Here is an 18118-nt window from a genome sequence, read left to right on the forward strand (position 1 = left end):
GCGTACGTTCGGCCCGCTGCGACCGTCGCCTCAGGCGGCGGTCAATGCGCGAGCCGAATTACTCGGCACCGCCCTGCTCGTCGGCCAGCTTGACGCGAAGCGCCTCCGCGGTGCGGACGAACTTCGACGGCAGCGCCTGGAAGAGCGAGGCAGCCTGGGACTGCTTGCTCTTGAAGGCACCCGCCAGCTTGGCGAGCAGAACCTCGCGGGACTCGAGGTCCGCAAGCTTCTTGATCTCGTCGGCGGACAGCGCCTTACCGTCAAGGACACCGCCCTTGATGACGAGGTTGGGGTTGTCCTTGGCGAAGTCACGAAGACCCTTCGCCGACGTCACCGGGTCACCGGTGATGAAGGCGACCGCCGTCGGACCGTTGAACAGGTCGTCGAGCGTAGAGATCCCGGCCTCGTTGGCCGCGATCTTGGTCAGCGTGTTCTTCACCACGGCGTACTGGGCGTCTTCACCGAGCGAACGACGCAGCGTCTTGAGCTGCGCCACGGTGAGACCCCGGTACTCGGTCAGCACGGCGGCATTCGAGCTACGGAACTGGTCCGCGAGCTCGGCTACCGCGGCAGCCTTGTCGGGCCTTGCCATAAGCGTGGCCTCCTTCCGGGTGATGAGGACCGCTCAGAAGGGGCTGAGGAATACGAAACGCCCCGGCGCAGGCGCACGGGGCGTAGCTCAACTCGAATTCCTTGGGAGAATTCCAGGAGCATGTCCACAGTCACCTACGCGGGTCGTCCGCAGTTTCAGCGGATCCTTCGGTCACCTTGTCCTCTTGCGAGCACAAGACAACGACCAGCGGTCTTTGGCTTCTCCGGAAGAGTACGTGAACGGCCGCGCGTCAGGCAAATCCGCCCGTACGAGACCCGCTCGGGCCGATTCCAGCACGTTCAGGGGGTCTGCGACCCGAGCAGCTCCTTGAAGTCGGCGGTGTCGCTCGCCGGTGGCTCCTGGGCGGAGACCCGCACGCCGTAGTCGCTGTAGTACGCCGTCGCGGACATCGAGCCGCTCGTCAGCTCGCCCTTCTCGGCCTTCTTGACCAGCAGGTCGTCCCCGTTGACCCAGACGTCGACCGTCTCCGTGGTGACGCCGGCCTGTTCGAGCTGCTCCTTGAGGGCGTCGGCGCCCTTGAGGTCCGCCACGTTCACCGTGCCCGAGTAATGCGTGGTCCGCTCGCCCCGCACCTCCTCCTCGCCGACCTTGTGCAGGTCCTTGGAGGCGAGCAGGAGCTTGACCGGCGGAACCGGGGCGGTGTTGGCGAGTTGCTCCTTCAGATACGTCCCCGAGCCTCCCGGAAGGCTCTCCAGGTCGTCGTAGGCGTACTTGATCCAGTGCTTGCCGTGCATCTGGGCCGCGAACTCGTCGCCGACCTTCGCGTAGTAGGCGTCGGGCAGCAGCCGGGCCTCCATCGAGGCAGTGCCCAGTTTCCGCATGGTCTCGGCCAGTTGGCCGCCCGTGTAGGTGAGCCGGAGCCGGCCGGTCGAGGCGCCGGCCCAGCCGAGTGCGCCGTCCGTCTCCATGGAGAGCATGTCGCCCATGACCGTCGTGGAGGTGATCCGGGCAGAACCCGCCTCGCCGGTGGCCTTCTCGGCGGCCCGCAGCGCGGCCAGTGAACCGGCATCCGCACGCGCACTCCCGGCGGGGGTCTCCTCGGCGCGGCTGTCCGAGTCCCCCCAGAAACCGCACGCGGCGACCGTGGTCAGCGCGGCCATCAGCGCGATCGGGAGTATCCCTCGCCCCACCGTTCTGTGCATCGTCCGTGCCCCCCTTGTACGCCCCGTGAGGTCCACGCTAACTCCGGCGTACGGCACCGGTGGCCGCATCCCCCGCAAACGGCAACGGGCCCCGCACCTCGAAAGGTTGCGGGGCCCGTGTCAGATGCGCGTACGCGACGCGGTCACCGGGGTGAGCGGAAGGCTCAGACGGCGGCCGGGTCCTCCTCGACGAGGAGGTTGCGGGTGCGGTTCGGGTCGAGCGGAATGCCGGGGCCGATCGTGGTGCTGATCGCGGCCTTCTTGATGTAGCGACCCTTGGCGGCCGACGGCTTCAGACGAAGGATCTCGTCCAGCGCGGCGCCGTAGTTCTCCACCAGCTTGGTCTCGTCGAACGAGGTCTTGCCGATGATGAAGTGCAGGTTCGAGTGCTTGTCGACGCGGAACTCGATCTTGCCGCCCTTGATCTCGGTCACGGCCTTGGCCACGTCCGGGGTCACGGTGCCGGTCTTCGGGTTCGGCATCAGACCACGCGGGCCGAGGACTCGGCCGAGGCGGCCGACCTTGCCCATGAGGTCCGGGGTGGCGACGACGGCGTCGAAGTCCAGACGGCCCTTCGACACCTCGTCGATGAGCTCGTCGGAGCCGACGATGTCGGCGCCCGCGGCGAGTGCGGCCTCGGCACGGTCACCGGTCGCAAAGACCAGGACCCGGGCGGTCTTACCGGTGCCGTGCGGGAGGTTCACGGTGCCACGGACCATCTGGTCGGCCTTGCGCGGGTCGACACCCAGACGGAAGGCGATCTCGACGGTGCCGTCGAACTTCGAGGTGGAGGTCTCCTTGGCGAGACGGACGGCCTCGAGCGGGGCGTAGAGCTTCTCCCGGTCGACCTTGGCGTCCGCAGCGCGGAGAGACTTGCTGCGCTTGCTCACTGCTTCTCCTGATGTGTTCTGAGGAGTCGTGGTGTGGGCCGAGCAGGCCCTGCCACGGTGTGTCCTACGAGATTGGGGTTCAGCCCTCGACCGTGATGCCCATGGAACGGGCGGTGCCGGCGATGATCTTCGACGCGGCGTCCAGGTCGTTGGCGTTCAGGTCGGGGAGCTTGGTCGTGGCGATCTCACGGACCTGCGCCTGGGTGATCTTGGCGACCTTGGTCTTGTGCGGCTCGCCGGAGCCCTTCTCGACACCCGCGGCCTTGAGGATCATCCTGGCGGCCGGCGGAGTCTTGGTGATGAAGGTGAAGGAGCGGTCTTCGTAGACCGTGATCTCCACCGGGATCACCCAGCCACGCTGCGACTCGGTCGCGGCGTTGTAGGCCTTGCAGAACTCCATGATGTTGACGCCGTGCTGACCGAGCGCGGGGCCGACCGGCGGAGCCGGGTTGGCAGCGCCGGCCTGGATCTGGAGCTTGATAAGCCCCGTGACCTTCTTCTTCTTGGGAGGCATTCCGGGTCCTCTTTCGTTTTCGCCTACCTACGTCCGAGACACGCCCGGACGACTGCCTTCAACCGAACCACTGAATCCGACCCGGATGGAGGCATACCGCACAACGATAACGGGTATCCATGCGCGGCCAAAAACCGAGAGGTCAGACGGCTGCTAGAGCCGCCTGACCTGTTCGGAAGACGTACGTCCAGAAGCTGCTAGTTCTTCTGGATCTGGTCGAAGGAGAGCTCGACCGGGGTCTCGCGGCCGAAGATCTCGACAAGGCCCTTGACCTTCTTCGAGTCGGCGTTGATCTCGTTGATGGTCGCCTGGAGCGTGGCGAACGGGCCGTCGGTGACGGTGACCGAGTCGCCGACCTCGAAGTCCAGCACCTGGACCTCGAGCTTGCGCGCCGGAGCGGGCCTGCCCTCGGCCTCGGCGGCCTCACGGGCGGCCTTCTCCTCGGCCTCCGGAGCGAGCATCTTGACGATCTCGTCCAGGGTCAGCGGGTACGGGTCGTAGGCGTTGCCCACGAAGCCGGTGACGCCGGGGGTGTTGCGGACGACGCCCCAGGACTCGTTCGTCAGGTCCATGCGCACCAGCACATAGCCGGGCAGCTTGTTCTGGCGGACGGTCTTGCGCTCGCCGTTCTTGATCTGCGCGACCTCTTCCTGCGGCACCTCGGCCTGGAAGATGAAGTCCTCGACGTTCAGCGAGACGGCACGCTGCTCGAGGTTGGTCTTCACGCGGTTCTCGTAACCGGCGTACGTGTGGATGACGTACCACTCGCCGGGGAGCGCGCGGAGTTCGTCACGCAGGGCGGCGACGGGATCGACGGGCTCGGCCTCGGCCTCTTCTTCGGCCTCGGCTTCCTCGTCCTCGACGGCGAGGGCCTCGTCCGAAACGTCTTCGTCCTCGACGGACTCGACGTCCCCACCGGACTCGACATCTCCGCCCGACTCGACGTCCCCGCCGGACTCGACGTCTCCGCCGGACTCGTCCTCGACGTGCAGGGCCGCCTCTTCGGCGGGCTCAACGGCGGCGTCGGCAGCCTCGACCTCGTCCGGGTTATCGGTGTCCGCGCCCTCCACGATGTCGAGCTCGTCCTCAACGGACTCGACCGACTCGATGGCGTCGTTCAGGTTCGGGTCAGACACGGTGGCTGCTTCTTCCTGGATACATGGGGGTGGAACACACGAAAGGGGCGCCGGTGACGGCGCCCTTCGCGTTTGGCTCAGCCAAATACGTATTTGGCGGCGTGGTCGAGCCCATAGTCAATCACGGTCACCAGGGCGATCATGATGACGACGAAGACAATGACCACTGTGGTGTACGTCGTCAGCTGGTTCCGCGTCGGCCAGACGACCTTGCGGAGTTCCGCGACGATCTGGCGGTAGAAGGTGGCGAGGCGCCTCAGAGGGCCCTTCTTGCCACGCTTGCCGCCCTTGCGAGTCTTCTTATTGGACTCCGGTGCCTCGGCATCAGGCATGTCGATGGAGCCCACGGCGTCCGTCACTCGTCCTCACCTGATTCCGGGTCGTGGCTGCGCCGTGCCCGGCCAGGCCGCACGGCGGTGCTTAGCAGTACGTATTGCGCACACATCCTGGCGAACGGATTGTGTAGCAGGGCCGGAGGGACTTGAACCCCCAACCGCTGGTTTTGGAGACCAGTGCTCTACCAATTGAGCTACGACCCTTTGATTTCCCCCAACGTACCGCATCCGCCCGAGTGCTCGGTGTGCACCGGGTGAGTGCGGCCGGTGAAGGCCAACGAGGAGAGAGTGTACGTGCTCCGGGGCCGGTCGTCGAACAGAAAGTGCCCGTACGGACTTTGATCGCGGAAGATCGTCCAGCCCACCGCCTCGATCCGGACGGATGTCCAGTCCTTGCCCGGTCCTTGTTCAGTCTGTGAAACCCGCGTGCCGGGGAGGTTTCCGGTCTGAAACGATGGGGCCATGAGCGCTGCAATCCCTCCCACCGAGCGCCGGGTCTCCGCCCGCGTCGGCGCGATCTCCGAGTCCGCCACCCTCGCGGTGGACGCCAAGGCCAAGGCCCTCAAGGCCGCGGGGCGGCCGGTGATCGGCTTCGGCGCCGGTGAACCGGACTTCCCGACTCCGGACTACATCGTCCAGGCCGCCATCGAGGCCTGCTCGAACCCGAAGTACCACCGCTACACGCCGGCCGGCGGCCTGCCCGAGCTGAAGGCCGCGATCGCCGCGAAGACGCTGCGCGACTCCGGCTACGAGGTGGACGCCACCCAGGTCCTGGTCACCAACGGCGGCAAGCAGGCCATCTACGAAGCCTTCGCCGCGATCCTCGACCCGGGCGACGAGGTCATCGTCCCGGCGCCGTACTGGACGACGTACCCGGAGTCGATCCGTCTCGCCGGCGGTGTCCCGGTCGACGTCGTGGCCGACGAGACCACCGGCTACCGCGTCACCGTCGAGCAGCTCGAGGCCGCCCGCACCGAGAACACCAAGGTGCTGCTCTTCGTCTCCCCGTCCAACCCGACGGGCTCGGTCTACTCCCGCGAGCAGATCGAGCAGATCGGCCGCTGGGCCGCCGAGAAGGGCCTGTGGGTCCTGACCGACGAGATCTACCAGCACCTGGTCTACGGCGACGCGGAGTTCCACTCCCTGCCGGTGGTCGTGCCCGAGCTGCGCGACAAGTGCATCATCGTGAACGGCGTCGCCAAGACGTACGCCATGACCGGCTGGCGGGTGGGCTGGGTCGTCGGCCCCAAGGACGTCATCAAGGCCGCGACCAACCTCCAGTCGCACGCCACCTCGAACGTCTCGAACGTGGCCCAGGTCGCCGCGCTCGCCGCCGTCTCCGGCGACCTGACGGCCGTCGAGCAGATGCGCGAGGCCTTCGACCGCCGCCGCAAGACCATGGTGCGCATGCTGAACGAGATCGACGGCGTGCTCTGCCCCGAGCCGGAGGGCGCCTTCTACACGTACCCCTCGGTGAAGGCCCTGCTCGGCAAGGAGATCCGCGGCAAGCGCCCCCGGGACACGGTCGAGCTGGCCGCGCTCATCCTGGAGGAGGCCGAGGTCGCGGTGGTCCCGGGCGAGGCCTTCGGCACTCCGGGGTATCTGCGTCTGTCGTACGCGCTGGGTGACGAGGACCTCGTCGAGGGTATCTCGCGCCTCCAGAAGCTGCTGTCCGAGGCCACGGACTGACGTTTTCGCGCACCACGCGCGCGGGGCACCCACTTTTTCGAGGTGGGTGCCCCGTCTTCTTGGTTAGGGATTCTGTTCGGACAAGCCCACGATCAGGGAAAGCGCTACCGGCAGGTCATCCGCGTACGGCAAGATCCTGGGATGGAGCGCGTACGTGATGTAAGTGAACTGCCTAAGGCCCATCTGCACCTGCACTTCACCGGGTCGATGCGGTCCACGACCCTGCTGGAGCTGGCCGACAAGTACGGCGTGCGGCTGCCCGATGCTCTGACCAGCGCAGAGCCGCCGAAGCTGCGGGCGACGGACGAGCGGGGCTGGTTCCGGTTCCAGCGGCTGTACGACGCGGCGCGGTCCTGCCTCAGAGAGCCCGAGGACATCCAGCGGCTGGTGCGCGAGGCCGCCGAGGAGGACGTGAAGGACGGCTCCGGGTGGCTGGAGATCCAGGTCGACCCGACGTCGTACGCCCCCCGCCTGGGCGGTCTGATCCCGGCTCTTGAGGTCATCCTGGACGCGGTGGATTCCGCCTCGCGCGAGACCGGGCTCGGGATGCGGGTCCTGGTGGCCGCGAACCGTATGAAGCACCCGCTGGACGCCCGCACGCTGGCCCGCCTGGCCGTGCGGTACGCGGACCGGGGCATCGTCGGTTTCGGGCTCTCGAACGACGAACGGCGGGGCATGGCGCGGGACTTCGACCGGGCCTTCGAGATCGCGCGTGAGGGCGGTCTGCTGGCCGCGCCGCACGGCGGCGAACTGACGGGCCCGGCATCGGTCCGTGACTGCCTGGACGACCTGCACGCCTCCCGGATCGGCCACGGGGTGCGCGCCGCGGAGGACCCGCGCCTCATGAAGCGCCTCGCGGACCGCCAGGTGACCTGCGAGGTCTGCCCCGCCTCGAACGTCGCCCTGGGCGTCTACGAAAAACCGGAAGACGTCCCCCTGCGCACCCTCTTCGAAGCCGGCGTCCCCATGGCCCTCGGCGCCGACGACCCCCTCCTCTTCGGCTCCCGCCTGGCCGCCCAGTACGAGATCGCCCGCGAGTACCACGCCTTCACGGACCCCGAACTGGCCGAACTGGCCCGCCAGTCCATCCGCGCATCGGCGGCCACGCAAGACGTACGGGAGAAACTGCTGGCCGGGGTCGACGAGTGGCTCGCCGGCCCCGTCTCCTGACGTACTAGAGGTCCACTCCGACCGTCACCGGCTCGTTGACCAGAGTGATTCCGAAGGCGTCACGTACTCCGGCGACGACCTCGCGGGCCAGGGCGAGGAGGTCTTCGGTGGTGGCTTCGCCGCGGTTGGTGAGGGCCAGGGTGTGCTTGGTGGAGATGCGGGCGGGGCCGTTGCCGTAGCCCTTGGTGAAGCCCGACTTGTCGATGAGCCAGGCCGCGGAGGTCTTGGTGTGGCCGTCGCCCGCCGGGTAGGCGGGCGGTGCGGCCTCGGCGCCGAGGCGCTCCTGCACGCGCGCGTGGAAGGCGGCGAACTCCTCGTCCGTAAGGATCGGGTTGGTGAAGAACGACCCGGCCGACCAGGTGTCGTGGTCCTCGGGGTCGAGCACCATGCCCTTGCCGGAACGCAGCTTCAGGACGGTCTCCCGGGCCTTTTCCAGGGGTACGCGGTCGCCGGGTTCGACACCCAGCGCGCGGGCCGTCTCGGCGTACCTGACGGGCGCGCTGAGTCCCTCCGCATCCTCCAGTTCGAAGCGGACGCGCAGCACGACATGGCGCTCGGGGTCGGCCTTGAAGCGGCTGTGCCGGTACGAGAAGGCGCACTCGGCGTTCGTCAGTGTGACCGTGTCACGCGTTTTCCGGTCGTACGCGATCACTTCGGTGATGGTCGACGACACTTCCTGGCCGTACGCGCCCACGTTCTGGATCGGTGTCGCACCCGCCGAGCCGGGGATCCCGGCGAGGCACTCGATGCCGGCGAGACCCGCCTCGACGGTGCGGGCGACCGCGTCGGTCCACACCTCGCCCGCGGCAAGCTCCAGCGTCCCGCCGTCGAGTTCGAAGCCTCGCGTCGCGATACGCAGGGCGGTCCCGGCGAAACCCTTGTCGCCGATGACCAGGTTGGATCCGCCGCCGATCACCAGGAGCGGCGTACCGGCGTCGTCGGCCTCTCGGACGGCGGCGATCACCTCGGCGTCGGTCGTGGCGGTGATCAGCCGGGCCGCCGGACCTCCGAGCCTGAAGGTGGTCAGCGGGGCGAGCGTGGCGTCTTGGAGTACCTGCACGGGCTCAAGACTACGAGAAGGACCGGGGGTGCCCGGCCGGCCGGGCACGGGAGAAGGGCCCCGCCTGTCTGACGGGGCCCTTCCGTGTCCTGCTCGGCCTGGCTCCTCGGGGTCGTCAGTGGGAGACGGTGTCGAGGGTGCGTGCCGGAGCGGAGGCCGCGACCTGGGTCCCGGTCGTCGGCCGGTGGCGGGGCAGCAGCGCCGCGGCCACCGCGCCCACGCCGACGACCACGGCGCCCACCCAAAGTGCGGGCGAGAGGCCGTCCACGAAGCGCTGCGCGGACTCGTAGCCGCCCTGGGCCGAGAAGACCGAGGCCAGGACCGCGATACCGAGTGCGCCGCCGACCTCGCGGAGGGCGTTGTTGGCGCCGGAGGCGATGCCCTGCTCGGACGGGACGACGCTGGACATCACCAGGGCGGCGGACGGGGCGAAGTACAGGCCCATTCCGATGCCGCTGATGATCAGCGCGGGCAACTGGGCCGCGTACGACATCTCCGGCGACACGACCAGGGCGAACCAGCCGAGCCCGACGGCCTGCAGTACGAGGCCCGCGGTGACGACCGGGCGTCCGCCGATCCGGTCCGACAGATACCCGGCTATCGGAGCGACGATCATCGGCATGCCGGTCCACGGGAGCATCCGCAGACCCGCCTCGGTCGGCGAGTAGCCAAGAACACCCTGGAGGAACTGGCTCAGCAGGAAGATCGAGCCGAACATCCCGACGAACATCAGCAGGCTGGCGGCGTTGATCGCGGAGAAGGCGCGGCTGCGGAAGAGCCGCATCGGCAGCATCGGGTTCTTGGCACGGATGCCATGGAGAACGAAGCCGACGAGCAGTACGCCGCCCGCGATCAGGCCGGTGAGCACGGGAACGCTGCTCCAGCCGTCGACGTTGCCGCGGATCAGCGCGTACACGACCCCGAAGAGACCGCCGCTCGCGAGCACGGTGCCGGTGATGTCGAGCGGGGCACCGGTGCCGTAGGACTCGCGGAGGCGCAGCCGGGCGAGCGGCAGCAGGGCGAGGCCCAGCGGGACGTTCAGCCAGAAGATCCAGTGCCAGGACACGTGCTCGGTGAGACTGCCGCCGATGAGGGGCCCGGAGGCGACCGCGAGTCCGTTGACGGCACCCCAGATGCCGTACGCCATCCCGCGCTTGGCCACCGGAACCGCGGCCGTCAGCAGGGTCAGCGTCAGCGGCATCATGATCGCCGCCCCGACACCCTGGACCGCACGGGCGGCGATCAGCGAGTCGATGCCGGGCGCCATCGCCGCGGCGGCGGACGCGCCGGTGAAGACGGTGAGACCGACGAGGAAGAGCCGCCGCCGGCCGAACCGGTCCCCCAGGGCCGCCCCGAACATCAGCAGCACGGCGAAAGCGAGCGTGTACGCGCTCACGGTCCACTGCAGGTCGTCCAGCCCTCCACCGAAGTCCTCCCGGATCGAGGGCAGGGCGGTGGTGACGACGAGGTTGTCGAGGGCCGCCATGAACCCGGCGACGCTGGTGATGACGAGGGCCCAGACGGCTCCCCCGCGACGTTCTTTCTGCTGTGACATCGCTCCCCCAGAGGGTGATCACTATCGACGTTGCCAACGTGGTTTCCACGGCGTTGGCCCATGATGACTAGTTGGTTAGTTATTGATGACTAACTTTTGTGTGCATGAAGAGGCGCGGACCTCCGCCCCCTCATCCACGCTTCCTGGCTCAGCCTTCACCGACAGCGGCTTTCGGGGGATCGATTTCGAGCCGCCCCTTCGCCCGCGCCGACGGATAGAGCCCTTCCCAGACCCGGTGCTCCGGCGGAAAGCCCATGGCCACCAGGCAGTTGACGAGCATTCCGTACGCCATGAACGTCGTGGTTTCGTTCACGTCCGCACCGAGCGGGATGTGGGCGGTATCCCAGAGCCGCATCCAGCGGTCCCGCACCAGCTCGCCGAGTTCGGGGTCGCCGGACTCCTCGGCCGCCGCCACCGCCGCGTACGTCTGCATCTGCATGAGCAGCCGCTCCGGCTCCTCCGCGATGACCCTGGTGTACGCGTTGGCCATGGAATGCAGGGCCTCTTCGCCCTCCAGCCCCTTGGAGGCCTCCTCGAACGTCTGCCGGAAGAGGTCCATGCAGCGTTCGGAAGCCGCAAGGAAGATCGCCTTCTTGCTCGGGAAGAGCCGGAAGAGGTACGGCTGCGAGACACCCACCCGCTTGGCGATCGCCTCGGTGGAGGTACCGCTGTATCCGCCGCGGGCGAACTCACTCATCGCCGCACGGATGACGCTCTCGCGCCGCTCCTCCGCGCTCATCCTGACCATGCAAGTAAGTTAGTACTCAATCACTAACTAGGTCAAGGGGTAGGCGCACGTTCGGCGCGCGTAAGGGGCGCCCGCCATTGCGGACGCCCCTTACCCGAGTCGCCTATGCCACCCAGACCGCCCTCAGGACAGCCGTACGACCGCTCGTGACATGCCCAGGACCTTCTTGCCTGCGCTGGTCGCGACGAGGTCGACGCGGACGGTGTTGTCGTCGAGCTTGGCAGCGATCTTGGCGCTGACCTCGACTGTCGCGCCCTGGTCGTCGTTCGGGACGACGACGGGCTTAGTGAAGCGGACGCCGTACTCGACGACCGCGCCCGGGTCGCCGACCCAGTCGGTGACGACGCGGATCGCCTCGGCCATGGTGAACATGCCGTGCGCGATGACATCGGGAAGCCCGACCTCGACCGCGAACTTCTCGTTCCAGTGGATCGGGTTGAAGTCCCCGGAGGCGCCCGCGTAACGCACGAGCGTGGCCCGGGTCACGGAGAAGGACTGGGCCGGCAGCTCGGTGCCGACCTCGACATCCTCGTACGCGATCTTCGCCGTCATGATCAGCCCTCCGCCCGCGCCACGAGCTTGGTGATCGCGGTCACCACATGCTCGCCCGCCTCGTCATGGACCTCGCCACGGATGTCCAGGATGTCGTTGCCCGCCATGGACTTGATCGCCTCGATGGTCGACGTGACCGTGAGCCGGTCACCCGCACGCACCGGGCGGCTGTAGGCGAACTTCTGGTCGCCATGCACGACGCGGCTGTAGTCGAGCCCCAGTTGCGGGTCCTCGATGACCTGCCCCGCGGCCTTGAAGCTGATCGCGAAGACGAACGTCGGCGGGGCGATCACGTCCGGGTATCCGAGCGCCTTGGCGGCCTCCGGGTCCGTGTAGGCCGGGTTGGCGTCCCCCACGGCCTCCGCGAACTCGCGGATCTTCTCCCGCCCGACCTCATAGGGGTCGGTGGGCGGATAGGACCGCCCGACGAAGGACTGGTCGAGCGCCATGAGCTCGGCACCTCCTGGCTTTCAGCCGGTGAAACGAAGACTGTGACTGGGGCTGGGTGACTGGGGCTGTACTGGCTGCACGGGCTGCACGGGCTGCACTACTAGCGCTGTGTGACCAGCGCCGCGTCACTGGAACTGTCGTGACGAACGCCGCGTAACGACGCGAGGCCGCCCCCCGCGAAGGGGACGGCCTCGTGTACGAGCCTGAAAGTTATCGCGTTTCGCGGTGCGCGGTGTGCGCGTTGCAACGCGGGCAGTGCTTCTTCATCTCCAGTCGGTCCGGGTCGTTGCGCCGGTTCTTCTTGGTGATGTAGTTCCGCTCCTTGCACTCCACGCAGGCCAGCGTGATCTTCGGGCGGACGTCTGTGGCAGCCACAGGAGTGCTCCTTGACGAAACAGATAGGACGATTAACGCATAGAAGAGTAGCCGATCGAAGGACCGACCCCACAATCGGCTACTGTCAGTAGCGGTGACCGGACTTGAACCGGTGACACAGCGATTATGAGCCGCTTGCTCTACCGACTGAGCTACACCGCTGAGATGCGATCGGTTCCCGCCTTCCGACGAGAACCTCCCACACCAGAGCCCCAATACGGAATCGAACCGTAGACCTTCTCCTTACCATGGAGACGCTCTACCGACTGAGCTATTGGGGCGAGCGATGAAGACATTACACGGTCGGCCGCCGATCGCCCAAATCCGTTTCGCGGCAACCGCCCCGGCCTGTTCCCCGCTGGTCCGCAGGCGTTCCCGCGGACCTCTCGCGCACCACGAACCACAGCGGTGCTCCTCATCATCGGGCCTGCTGATCCCCCCTCGCCAGACCCGCTGATCGCCATCGTCAGGCCTGCTGATCGCCATCGTCAGACCTGCTGATCGCCATCGGCACACCGGTTGATCGCCATCAGCGCACCGCTTGATCCTCATCGTCGTGCCCGCTCGTCATGGCCGCTCGTCATGGCCGCTCGTCGTGCCTGCTCGTCGTGCCTGCTCGTCGTGCCTGCTCGCCAGGCCCGCTCGTCGTGCTGCTCGCCAGGCCCGCTCGCCAGGCCAGTCGATCCCCTCGGCCCGTCGGCCTGTGCCCTCGGCCTTTTCTCCCTGACGGACCACACCGATACGACTATTTCGCTCCTCCCCGATGCGGGCGGGTCGCCACCCTAGGCTCGGCTCACGCTGTGTGATCTTGCGTCTCCACTCTCCGCAGTCACCCATTCCGCAGCCGCCCCCGAGCCCCAGGAGCGCGATGCCCGACAGTCCGATGCCCGACAGTCAGCCGCAGCCGCCCCACTCCTCGTCCTCCCCGTCGGGACATACGCCTGCCGACACGGCCACCCTCCTGCTGTGCGGGGCAAGGCTCACCGACGGCCGGACCGTGGACGTACGGCTGGGCGGCGGGCGCATCGAGGCGGTCGGCACCGCCGGGAGTCTCAGCGCGCACAGCGCGCGCGTGGACCTGAGCGGCTACCTCCTGCTGCCGGCCCCGGCCGAGCCGCACGCCCACGGCGACACGGCCCTGACCGCCGAGGGCGACGGCCCCGCCTCGTACGACGCGGAGGAGGTCCAACGCCGTGCCACCGAGGCCGCGTTGCTGCAACTCGGGCACGGGGCCACGGCGCTGCGCTCACACGTGCACGTCGGCGACGTACAGGGGCTCGACGCGCTGGCCGCGGTGCTCCAGGCGCGGCGGTCGCTGCGCGGGCTCACCGAGCTGACCGCGGTGGCGATGCCCCGGCTGCTGACCGGGATCGCCGGGGCGGACGGGCTCGCGATGCTGCGGGACGCGGTGAAAATGGGTGCCTCCGTGGTGGGCGGATGCCCGGACGCCGACCCCGATCCGACGGGCTACGTCGAGGCGGTCCTGGAGCTCGCCTCCGAGCACGGCTGCCCGGTCGACCTGCACACGGACGCCGCCGACCCCGCCCGGCTCGGACGGCTCGCGGCGATGGCGGGCGGCCTGCGCCCCGGAGTGACGCTCGGTCCGTGCGGCGGACTCGGCCGGCTGCCCGCCGAGGTCGCCTCCCGCGCCGCCGAGCAACTCGCCGCGGCCGGAGTGACCGTCGTGTGCCTGCCGCAGGGCGGCTGCGGACCCGTGGACCGCCGCGGGACGGCTCCGGTACGGCTGTTGCGGGCGGCCGGCGTCCGGGTCGCCGCGGGCAGCGGCGCCCTGCGCGACGTGGCGAATCCGGTGGGCCGTGGCGACCCGCTGGAGGCCGCGTATCTGCTGGCCTCGCGAGACGGGCTGCGGCCCGAGGACGCGTACGAAGCCGTGAGTTCCGTCGCCCGCACCGCCCTGGGGCTGCCAGAGGTACGCGTGGAGGCGGGATTCCCGGCCGAGTTGCTCGCCGTACGGGGGGACCGGCTCGCGGGGGCGCTGTCACTGGCGTACAGCCGGATCGTGGTGCACCGGGCGCGCGTGGTGGCGCGGACCAGCGCAGTGCGGGAGTACTGCAACTCGGCGGCGGGCTTGGACCTGCCACGGCAGGGGCGGGGGGAGCCGTCCTGACGGGGGCGGGGGGAGAGGGAGGCGGAGGGGACGGGTTGAGGCTGAGTTGGGCGGGCCGGGGGCGGGTTCTTGTGAGCGCACGCGCATGGACCGCTTTCGTACGTCCACGCGCACATGGCTCGTTCTCGTAACATCCACGCGCGCATGGCTCGTTCTCGTAACATCCACGCGCGCGTGGACAGCGATTACCGACTACCCGTGTGGCCGCTCTTTCGCCCGTCGGCGCACCCGGTGCTCAGAGCTCGCCGCCGCCCAACAGACCGCCGACGAACGGGCTGCCGCCAGGCACCATGCCCCCGGGGATCTCCGTGGCCCCCGACGGCGCGCTGACGTCGCCGGCGTCGGTGAACTTCATGACCAGCGGGAGCCTGGTGCCCTTCGGGGCGTCGGCGAGGGCGGCGAGATCGACCTCGACCTGGGTCAGGTCGCCGTTCTTCAACGTGAGGTCGACCGCGACCTTCTTGTTCGGGGCGCCCTTCAGGTCCTTGGCGGTGGGGAGTTCGGTACCCGGCGGAAGCTCGCCCTCCAACGGACCGAGCTTGTCCACGATTCCGGTGATCAGGTCACGGAAGTTGGCCTTGGCGACGACGTGTTCGGTGCCGTCGCCGCCGTCCTTTGTGCTGAGGGTGACCTCGCGCGAGAAGACACCACGTACGGCATCGATGATCTTCTGCTGGGTCTTGGCGTCGATCCCGGCGGTCTCGTCAGCGCCGCCCGAGGACGACTCGGGCTTCTGGGCCTCCTCCAGGGCACTGGTGTCGATCTTGACCCACTCGCCCTCGAGTACCTTCCTGAACTCCTTCTCGCTCTCCGGGAGTTGCTCGGCCGTCGGCATGGGCATGCCCATGGTCTCGCCGAGGGCCTTCATGTCGGCGCGGTAGTACGTGAAGTCGCCGACGACCCGGTACTCGGCCAGGACGCCTTCGGAGCCCTCGATCCTGACACCCGTGCCGATGAGATCCTTCTCACCCGAATCCGCCAACGGCTTCTTGGACTTGACGGAGACCTCGACGCGCAGCCCCGCGAGGAACTTCGCGAACTCCGGCGGCAGCTCCTCCTCGGAACCGGCCTCGCCCGCCAGCGCCGTGAGCGCGTCGGAATCAGCGTCCAGGTCCAACTCGAAGGCCAGCGACTTCCGTTCGCCGAGCTTGTCGACGGCCTGGTCCACCTTCTGGCCTGCGGTGAGATTCTGAACCGTGCCACAGGCGGCCGCCGTGGCGAGCAGAACGGCGGCGCTGCCGCCCGCGATGAAGGTCTTGCGTATGGCGGTCATGGCGTTCTCCTTACGACGCAGCGCGACTGGCACGACGTCCCCCTTGTTCACAGTGATCACCCATGTGACCCATGAGTCGTCCACAGGGTTGTGCGGCGAACGCGTCCATCCGGGCGTACGGTCGGAAACATGCGCATTGTTATCGCTGGAGGTCATGGTCAGATCGCGCTGCGGCTGGAGCGACTGCTCGCCGCGCGTGGTGACGAGGTCGCGGGGATCATCCGCCGCGCCGAACAGAGCGACGACCTGCGGGCGGCCGGCGCCGAGCCAGTCCTGTGCGACCTGGAGTCCGCCTCGCTGGAGGAGGTCGCCGCGCATCTGCAGGGTGCGGACGCGGCCGTCTTCGCGGCGGGCGCGGGCCCGGGCAGCGGGGCAGACCGCAAGAACACGGTGGACCGGGGTGCAGCCGTCCTGTTCGCGGACGCGGCGGAGCGCGCCGGCGTACGCCGTCACCTCGTCGTCTCCTCGATGGGCGCGGACTCGGCACACCCGGGCGACGACGTCTTCGACGCCTACCTGCGCGCCAAGGGCGAGGCCGACGACTACGTACGCAGCCGTGCGGCCCTGGACTGGACGATCCTGCGCCCGGGCAGCCTGATCGACGACGCCGGCACCGGCCTCGTACGCCTGGAAGCCTCCACCGGCCGTGGCCCGATCCCGCGCGACGACGTCGCCGCGGTCCTGGCCGAGCTGGTGGACACCCCGGCGACCGTCGGCCTGACGCTGGAACTGATCAGCGGTTCGACCCCGATCTCGGTGGCGGTCAAGTCGGTGGCGGGGAACTAGGAGAACCGGGGAGACGGGGGACAGGGAGACGGGAGACGGGAGGCAGGGAGACGGGGATCAGGACCAGAGGTCACGAGCGCCTCTGGTTCATGACCCCTGTCTGCTGATGAATCAGAGGTCAGAACAGGGGAAGCTGGCCGGAGAACTCAGGAACGGCATACCCGTCCAGCGCCGGCTGGGCCGCCCCGAGCTCAGCCTGCCTGCGTGACCCCGGGCACGAGACCAGCTCCCCGCTCCCCCGCGCACCCGGCGGATCATGCCGAGCGAACCGCCCCGCGACAACGGCGATCTCCCGACGGCACTCGGGGCAGTTCCTACGACGCGAAGACATGACATCAGTGTGCCCGCCCGGACTGACAATCCCTCGGCTCCCCACCCGCACGAAAGCCATGAGAAAGGCCCCGTGACCTGCGTAGAGGGCAGGTCACGGGGCCTTTATTTCCCATGTGGCGGCGCGTGGATTCGAACCACGGAAGGCGAAGCCGGCAGATTTACAGTCTGCTCCCTTTGGCCGCTCGGGCACACCGCCAGGGGTTGCTGCCGGGAGGACCGTTTTGGCGGCGCTCTGTGGCAACGACGTAAACGATACCTGATGACCGGGGGTGCTTCGCCACCCGATTGATCGGCCCCCGGAGGGGAGGGGGTGGCTAGGCTTATGCGGATGCGGCCGGGGACCACGCCGGGCTCGACGGCCGCCCCTACGCACCCCGATACAAGGAGCCACAGGACATGGCCGACTCCAGTTTCGACATCGTCTCGAAGGTCGAGCGGCAGGAGGTCGACAACGCCCTCAACCAGACCGCCAAGGAGATCTCGCAGCGCTACGACTTCAAGAACGTAGGCGCCTCCATCTCCTGGTCCGGCGAGAAAATCCTCATGGAGGCGAACTCCGAGGAGCGGGTCAAAGCCATCCTCGATGTGTTCGAGACCAAGCTGATCAAGCGCGGTATCTCGCTGAAGGCGCTGGACGCCGGTGAGCCGCAGCTCTCCGGCAAGGAGTACAAGATCTTCGCGTCGATCGAGGAGGGCATCTCCCAGGACAACGCGAAGAAGGTGGCGAAGATCATTCGTGACGAGGGCCCGAAGGGCGTCAAGGCCCAGGTGCAGGGCGAGGAACTGCGCGTCAGCTCGAAGAGCCGTGACGACCTTCAGGCCGTCCAGGCACTGCTCAAGGGCAAGGACTTCGACTTCGCCCTGCAGTTCGTGAACTACCGGTAGTCCTCACTGCCCATGCTGCGCCAGCCAGCGGTAGCAGTTGCTTCGTCGACTGACGGCAGTGGTCGGTCCGTTGCGCTTACGAGAGTGGGTGGGCACCCGGAGTCCCTCGGGTGCCCACCCTTCTCACCTGCCGGCTGCGGCCTCGGGGTACGCGCTCAGCGGCGCGAGTCGCCGAACAAGACGCGGTAGAGAACCAGCAGGACGAGCGAGCCGCCGATCGCGGCGGCCCAGGTGGCACCGTCGTAGAACTGCTTGGTGATGGGGTGGTCCAGCCAACGGGCGGAGATCCAGCCGCCTATGAAGGCGCCCGCGACTCCGATGACCGTCGTTCCGATGAAGCCGCCCGGGTCGCGGCCCGGCAGCAGGAATTTGGCGATGGCCCCGGCCAACAGTCCCAGAATGATCCAGCTGATGATGCCCATGCCCTGAACCTGCCTCTCCGTACTGTGCCTGCGCTGTACTCCTGCTCCGGCCAGGCTGTGGT

General features: G+C 68.3%; 20 protein-coding genes and 4 tRNA genes. 5 read left to right on the top strand and 19 right to left on the bottom strand.

What is annotated here, in order from left to right; genetic code table 11:
* Window positions 1–58 precede the first annotated feature (58 nt).
* The 7 genes from rplJ to ACFVKT_RS29760 all read right to left on the bottom strand — a co-directional run bounded on the left by rplJ (window position 59) and on the right by ACFVKT_RS29760 (window position 4834).
* Window positions 59–592 (bottom strand): 50S ribosomal protein L10, encoded by a 534-nt coding sequence (rplJ, locus tag ACFVKT_RS29730; RefSeq protein WP_385737212.1) that lies wholly within the window; start codon window positions 590–592, stop codon window positions 59–61.
* A gap of 299 nt (window positions 593–891) precedes the next feature.
* Entirely contained in the window at window positions 892–1755 is an 864-nt protein-coding gene (locus ACFVKT_RS29735; RefSeq protein ID WP_385737215.1) for a hypothetical protein, read from the bottom strand.
* A 164-nt stretch (window positions 1756–1919) separates the two neighbouring features.
* On the bottom strand, window positions 1920–2645 hold the full coding sequence (gene rplA / locus ACFVKT_RS29740; RefSeq protein WP_385737218.1) for a 50S ribosomal protein L1: 726 nt from the start codon (window positions 2643–2645) through the stop codon (window positions 1920–1922).
* 79 nt (window positions 2646–2724) lie between these two features.
* Window positions 2725–3159: a 50S ribosomal protein L11 gene (rplK, locus tag ACFVKT_RS29745; protein WP_385737221.1), complete on the bottom strand. Its 435-nt coding sequence runs from the start codon at window positions 3157–3159 to the stop codon at window positions 2725–2727.
* Window positions 3160–3356: 197 nt separating this feature from the next.
* On the bottom strand, window positions 3357–4295 hold the full coding sequence (gene nusG, locus ACFVKT_RS29750) for a transcription termination/antitermination protein NusG (RefSeq protein ID WP_385737224.1): 939 nt from the start codon (window positions 4293–4295) through the stop codon (window positions 3357–3359).
* Window positions 4296–4372: 77 nt separating this feature from the next.
* Window positions 4373–4654 carry a preprotein translocase subunit SecE gene (gene secE, locus ACFVKT_RS29755; protein WP_266831254.1) on the bottom strand — a complete coding sequence of 94 codons (282 nt, stop codon included), beginning with the start codon at window positions 4652–4654 and terminating at the stop codon, window positions 4373–4375.
* A gap of 107 nt (window positions 4655–4761) precedes the next feature.
* Window positions 4762–4834 (bottom strand) — tRNA-Trp (locus tag ACFVKT_RS29760).
* A 258-nt stretch (window positions 4835–5092) separates the two neighbouring features.
* On the opposite strand from ACFVKT_RS29760, the gene ACFVKT_RS29765 reads away from it, so the two are divergent.
* On the top strand, window positions 5093–6319 hold the full coding sequence (locus ACFVKT_RS29765; protein WP_385737228.1) for a pyridoxal phosphate-dependent aminotransferase: 1227 nt from the start codon (window positions 5093–5095) through the stop codon (window positions 6317–6319).
* Window positions 6320–6460: 141 nt separating this feature from the next.
* Window positions 6461–7489 (top strand): adenosine deaminase, encoded by a 1029-nt coding sequence (locus ACFVKT_RS29770; protein WP_385737231.1) that lies wholly within the window; start codon window positions 6461–6463, stop codon window positions 7487–7489.
* A gap of 4 nt (window positions 7490–7493) precedes the next feature.
* Here the strand turns inward: ACFVKT_RS29770 and ACFVKT_RS29775 are convergent, their stop codons facing one another.
* The 8 genes from ACFVKT_RS29775 to ACFVKT_RS29810 form a co-directional block, all read right to left on the bottom strand.
* Complete coding sequence (locus ACFVKT_RS29775; protein WP_385737234.1) at window positions 7494–8549, bottom strand: UDP-N-acetylmuramate dehydrogenase; 1056 nt, start codon at window positions 8547–8549, stop codon at window positions 7494–7496.
* A 115-nt stretch (window positions 8550–8664) separates the two neighbouring features.
* Window positions 8665–10104, bottom strand: coding sequence for a DHA2 family efflux MFS transporter permease subunit (locus ACFVKT_RS29780; protein WP_385737237.1), 1440 nt, complete (start codon window positions 10102–10104; stop codon window positions 8665–8667).
* A 148-nt stretch (window positions 10105–10252) separates the two neighbouring features.
* Window positions 10253–10852 (bottom strand): TetR/AcrR family transcriptional regulator, encoded by a 600-nt coding sequence (locus ACFVKT_RS29785; RefSeq protein ID WP_385737240.1) that lies wholly within the window; start codon window positions 10850–10852, stop codon window positions 10253–10255.
* Window positions 10853–10975: 123 nt separating this feature from the next.
* A complete protein-coding gene (locus tag ACFVKT_RS29790; protein ID WP_385737242.1) occupies window positions 10976–11404 on the bottom strand; it encodes a MaoC family dehydratase in 429 nt (142 codons plus the stop codon).
* A 2-nt stretch (window positions 11405–11406) separates the two neighbouring features.
* Window positions 11407–11853, bottom strand: a complete 447-nt coding sequence (locus ACFVKT_RS29795; RefSeq protein WP_385737245.1) for a MaoC family dehydratase N-terminal domain-containing protein — start codon at window positions 11851–11853, stop codon at window positions 11407–11409.
* 211 nt (window positions 11854–12064) lie between these two features.
* The gene (gene rpmG, locus ACFVKT_RS29800) at window positions 12065–12229 is read right to left on the bottom strand and encodes a 50S ribosomal protein L33 (RefSeq protein WP_004571794.1); all 165 of its coding nucleotides are present in this window, start codon (window positions 12227–12229) and stop codon (window positions 12065–12067) included.
* Window positions 12230–12318: 89 nt separating this feature from the next.
* Window positions 12319–12391 (bottom strand) — tRNA-Met (locus tag ACFVKT_RS29805).
* A gap of 46 nt (window positions 12392–12437) precedes the next feature.
* Window positions 12438–12510: transfer RNA gene (locus ACFVKT_RS29810), tRNA-Thr, on the bottom strand.
* A 602-nt stretch (window positions 12511–13112) separates the two neighbouring features.
* On the opposite strand from ACFVKT_RS29810, the gene ACFVKT_RS29815 reads away from it, so the two are divergent.
* A complete protein-coding gene (locus ACFVKT_RS29815) occupies window positions 13113–14357 on the top strand; it encodes an amidohydrolase family protein (RefSeq protein ID WP_385737342.1) in 1245 nt (414 codons plus the stop codon).
* Between the two features lie 235 nt (window positions 14358–14592).
* On the opposite strand, the gene ACFVKT_RS29820 is transcribed toward ACFVKT_RS29815, so the two are convergent.
* Window positions 14593–15630 (bottom strand): hypothetical protein, encoded by a 1038-nt coding sequence (locus tag ACFVKT_RS29820; protein WP_385737249.1) that lies wholly within the window; start codon window positions 15628–15630, stop codon window positions 14593–14595.
* Window positions 15631–15759: 129 nt separating this feature from the next.
* Here ACFVKT_RS29820 and ACFVKT_RS29825 point away from each other — a divergent pair, with 129 nt between their 5' ends.
* Window positions 15760–16416: an SDR family oxidoreductase gene (locus tag ACFVKT_RS29825; protein ID WP_385737251.1), complete on the top strand. Its 657-nt coding sequence runs from the start codon at window positions 15760–15762 to the stop codon at window positions 16414–16416.
* Between the two features lie 118 nt (window positions 16417–16534).
* On the opposite strand, the gene ACFVKT_RS29830 is transcribed toward ACFVKT_RS29825, so the two are convergent.
* Both ACFVKT_RS29830 and ACFVKT_RS29835 read right to left on the bottom strand, forming a co-directional pair.
* Window positions 16535–16747 (bottom strand): hypothetical protein, encoded by a 213-nt coding sequence (locus tag ACFVKT_RS29830; RefSeq protein WP_385737253.1) that lies wholly within the window; start codon window positions 16745–16747, stop codon window positions 16535–16537.
* A gap of 116 nt (window positions 16748–16863) precedes the next feature.
* Window positions 16864–16945, bottom strand: a tRNA-Tyr gene (locus ACFVKT_RS29835).
* Between the two features lie 200 nt (window positions 16946–17145).
* Here ACFVKT_RS29835 and ACFVKT_RS29840 point away from each other — a divergent pair.
* Window positions 17146–17634 (top strand): YajQ family cyclic di-GMP-binding protein, encoded by a 489-nt coding sequence (locus ACFVKT_RS29840; RefSeq protein WP_385737255.1) that lies wholly within the window; start codon window positions 17146–17148, stop codon window positions 17632–17634.
* A gap of 155 nt (window positions 17635–17789) precedes the next feature.
* Here ACFVKT_RS29840 and ACFVKT_RS29845 read toward each other — a convergent pair whose 3' ends face one another.
* Window positions 17790–18056, bottom strand: coding sequence for a GlsB/YeaQ/YmgE family stress response membrane protein (locus ACFVKT_RS29845; protein WP_385737257.1), 267 nt, complete (start codon window positions 18054–18056; stop codon window positions 17790–17792).
* Window positions 18057–18118: the final 62 nt, after the last annotated feature.

The organism is Streptomyces sp. NPDC127595 (genome assembly GCF_042671685.1).
GTDB lineage: Bacteria > Actinomycetota > Actinomycetes > Streptomycetales > Streptomycetaceae > Streptomyces.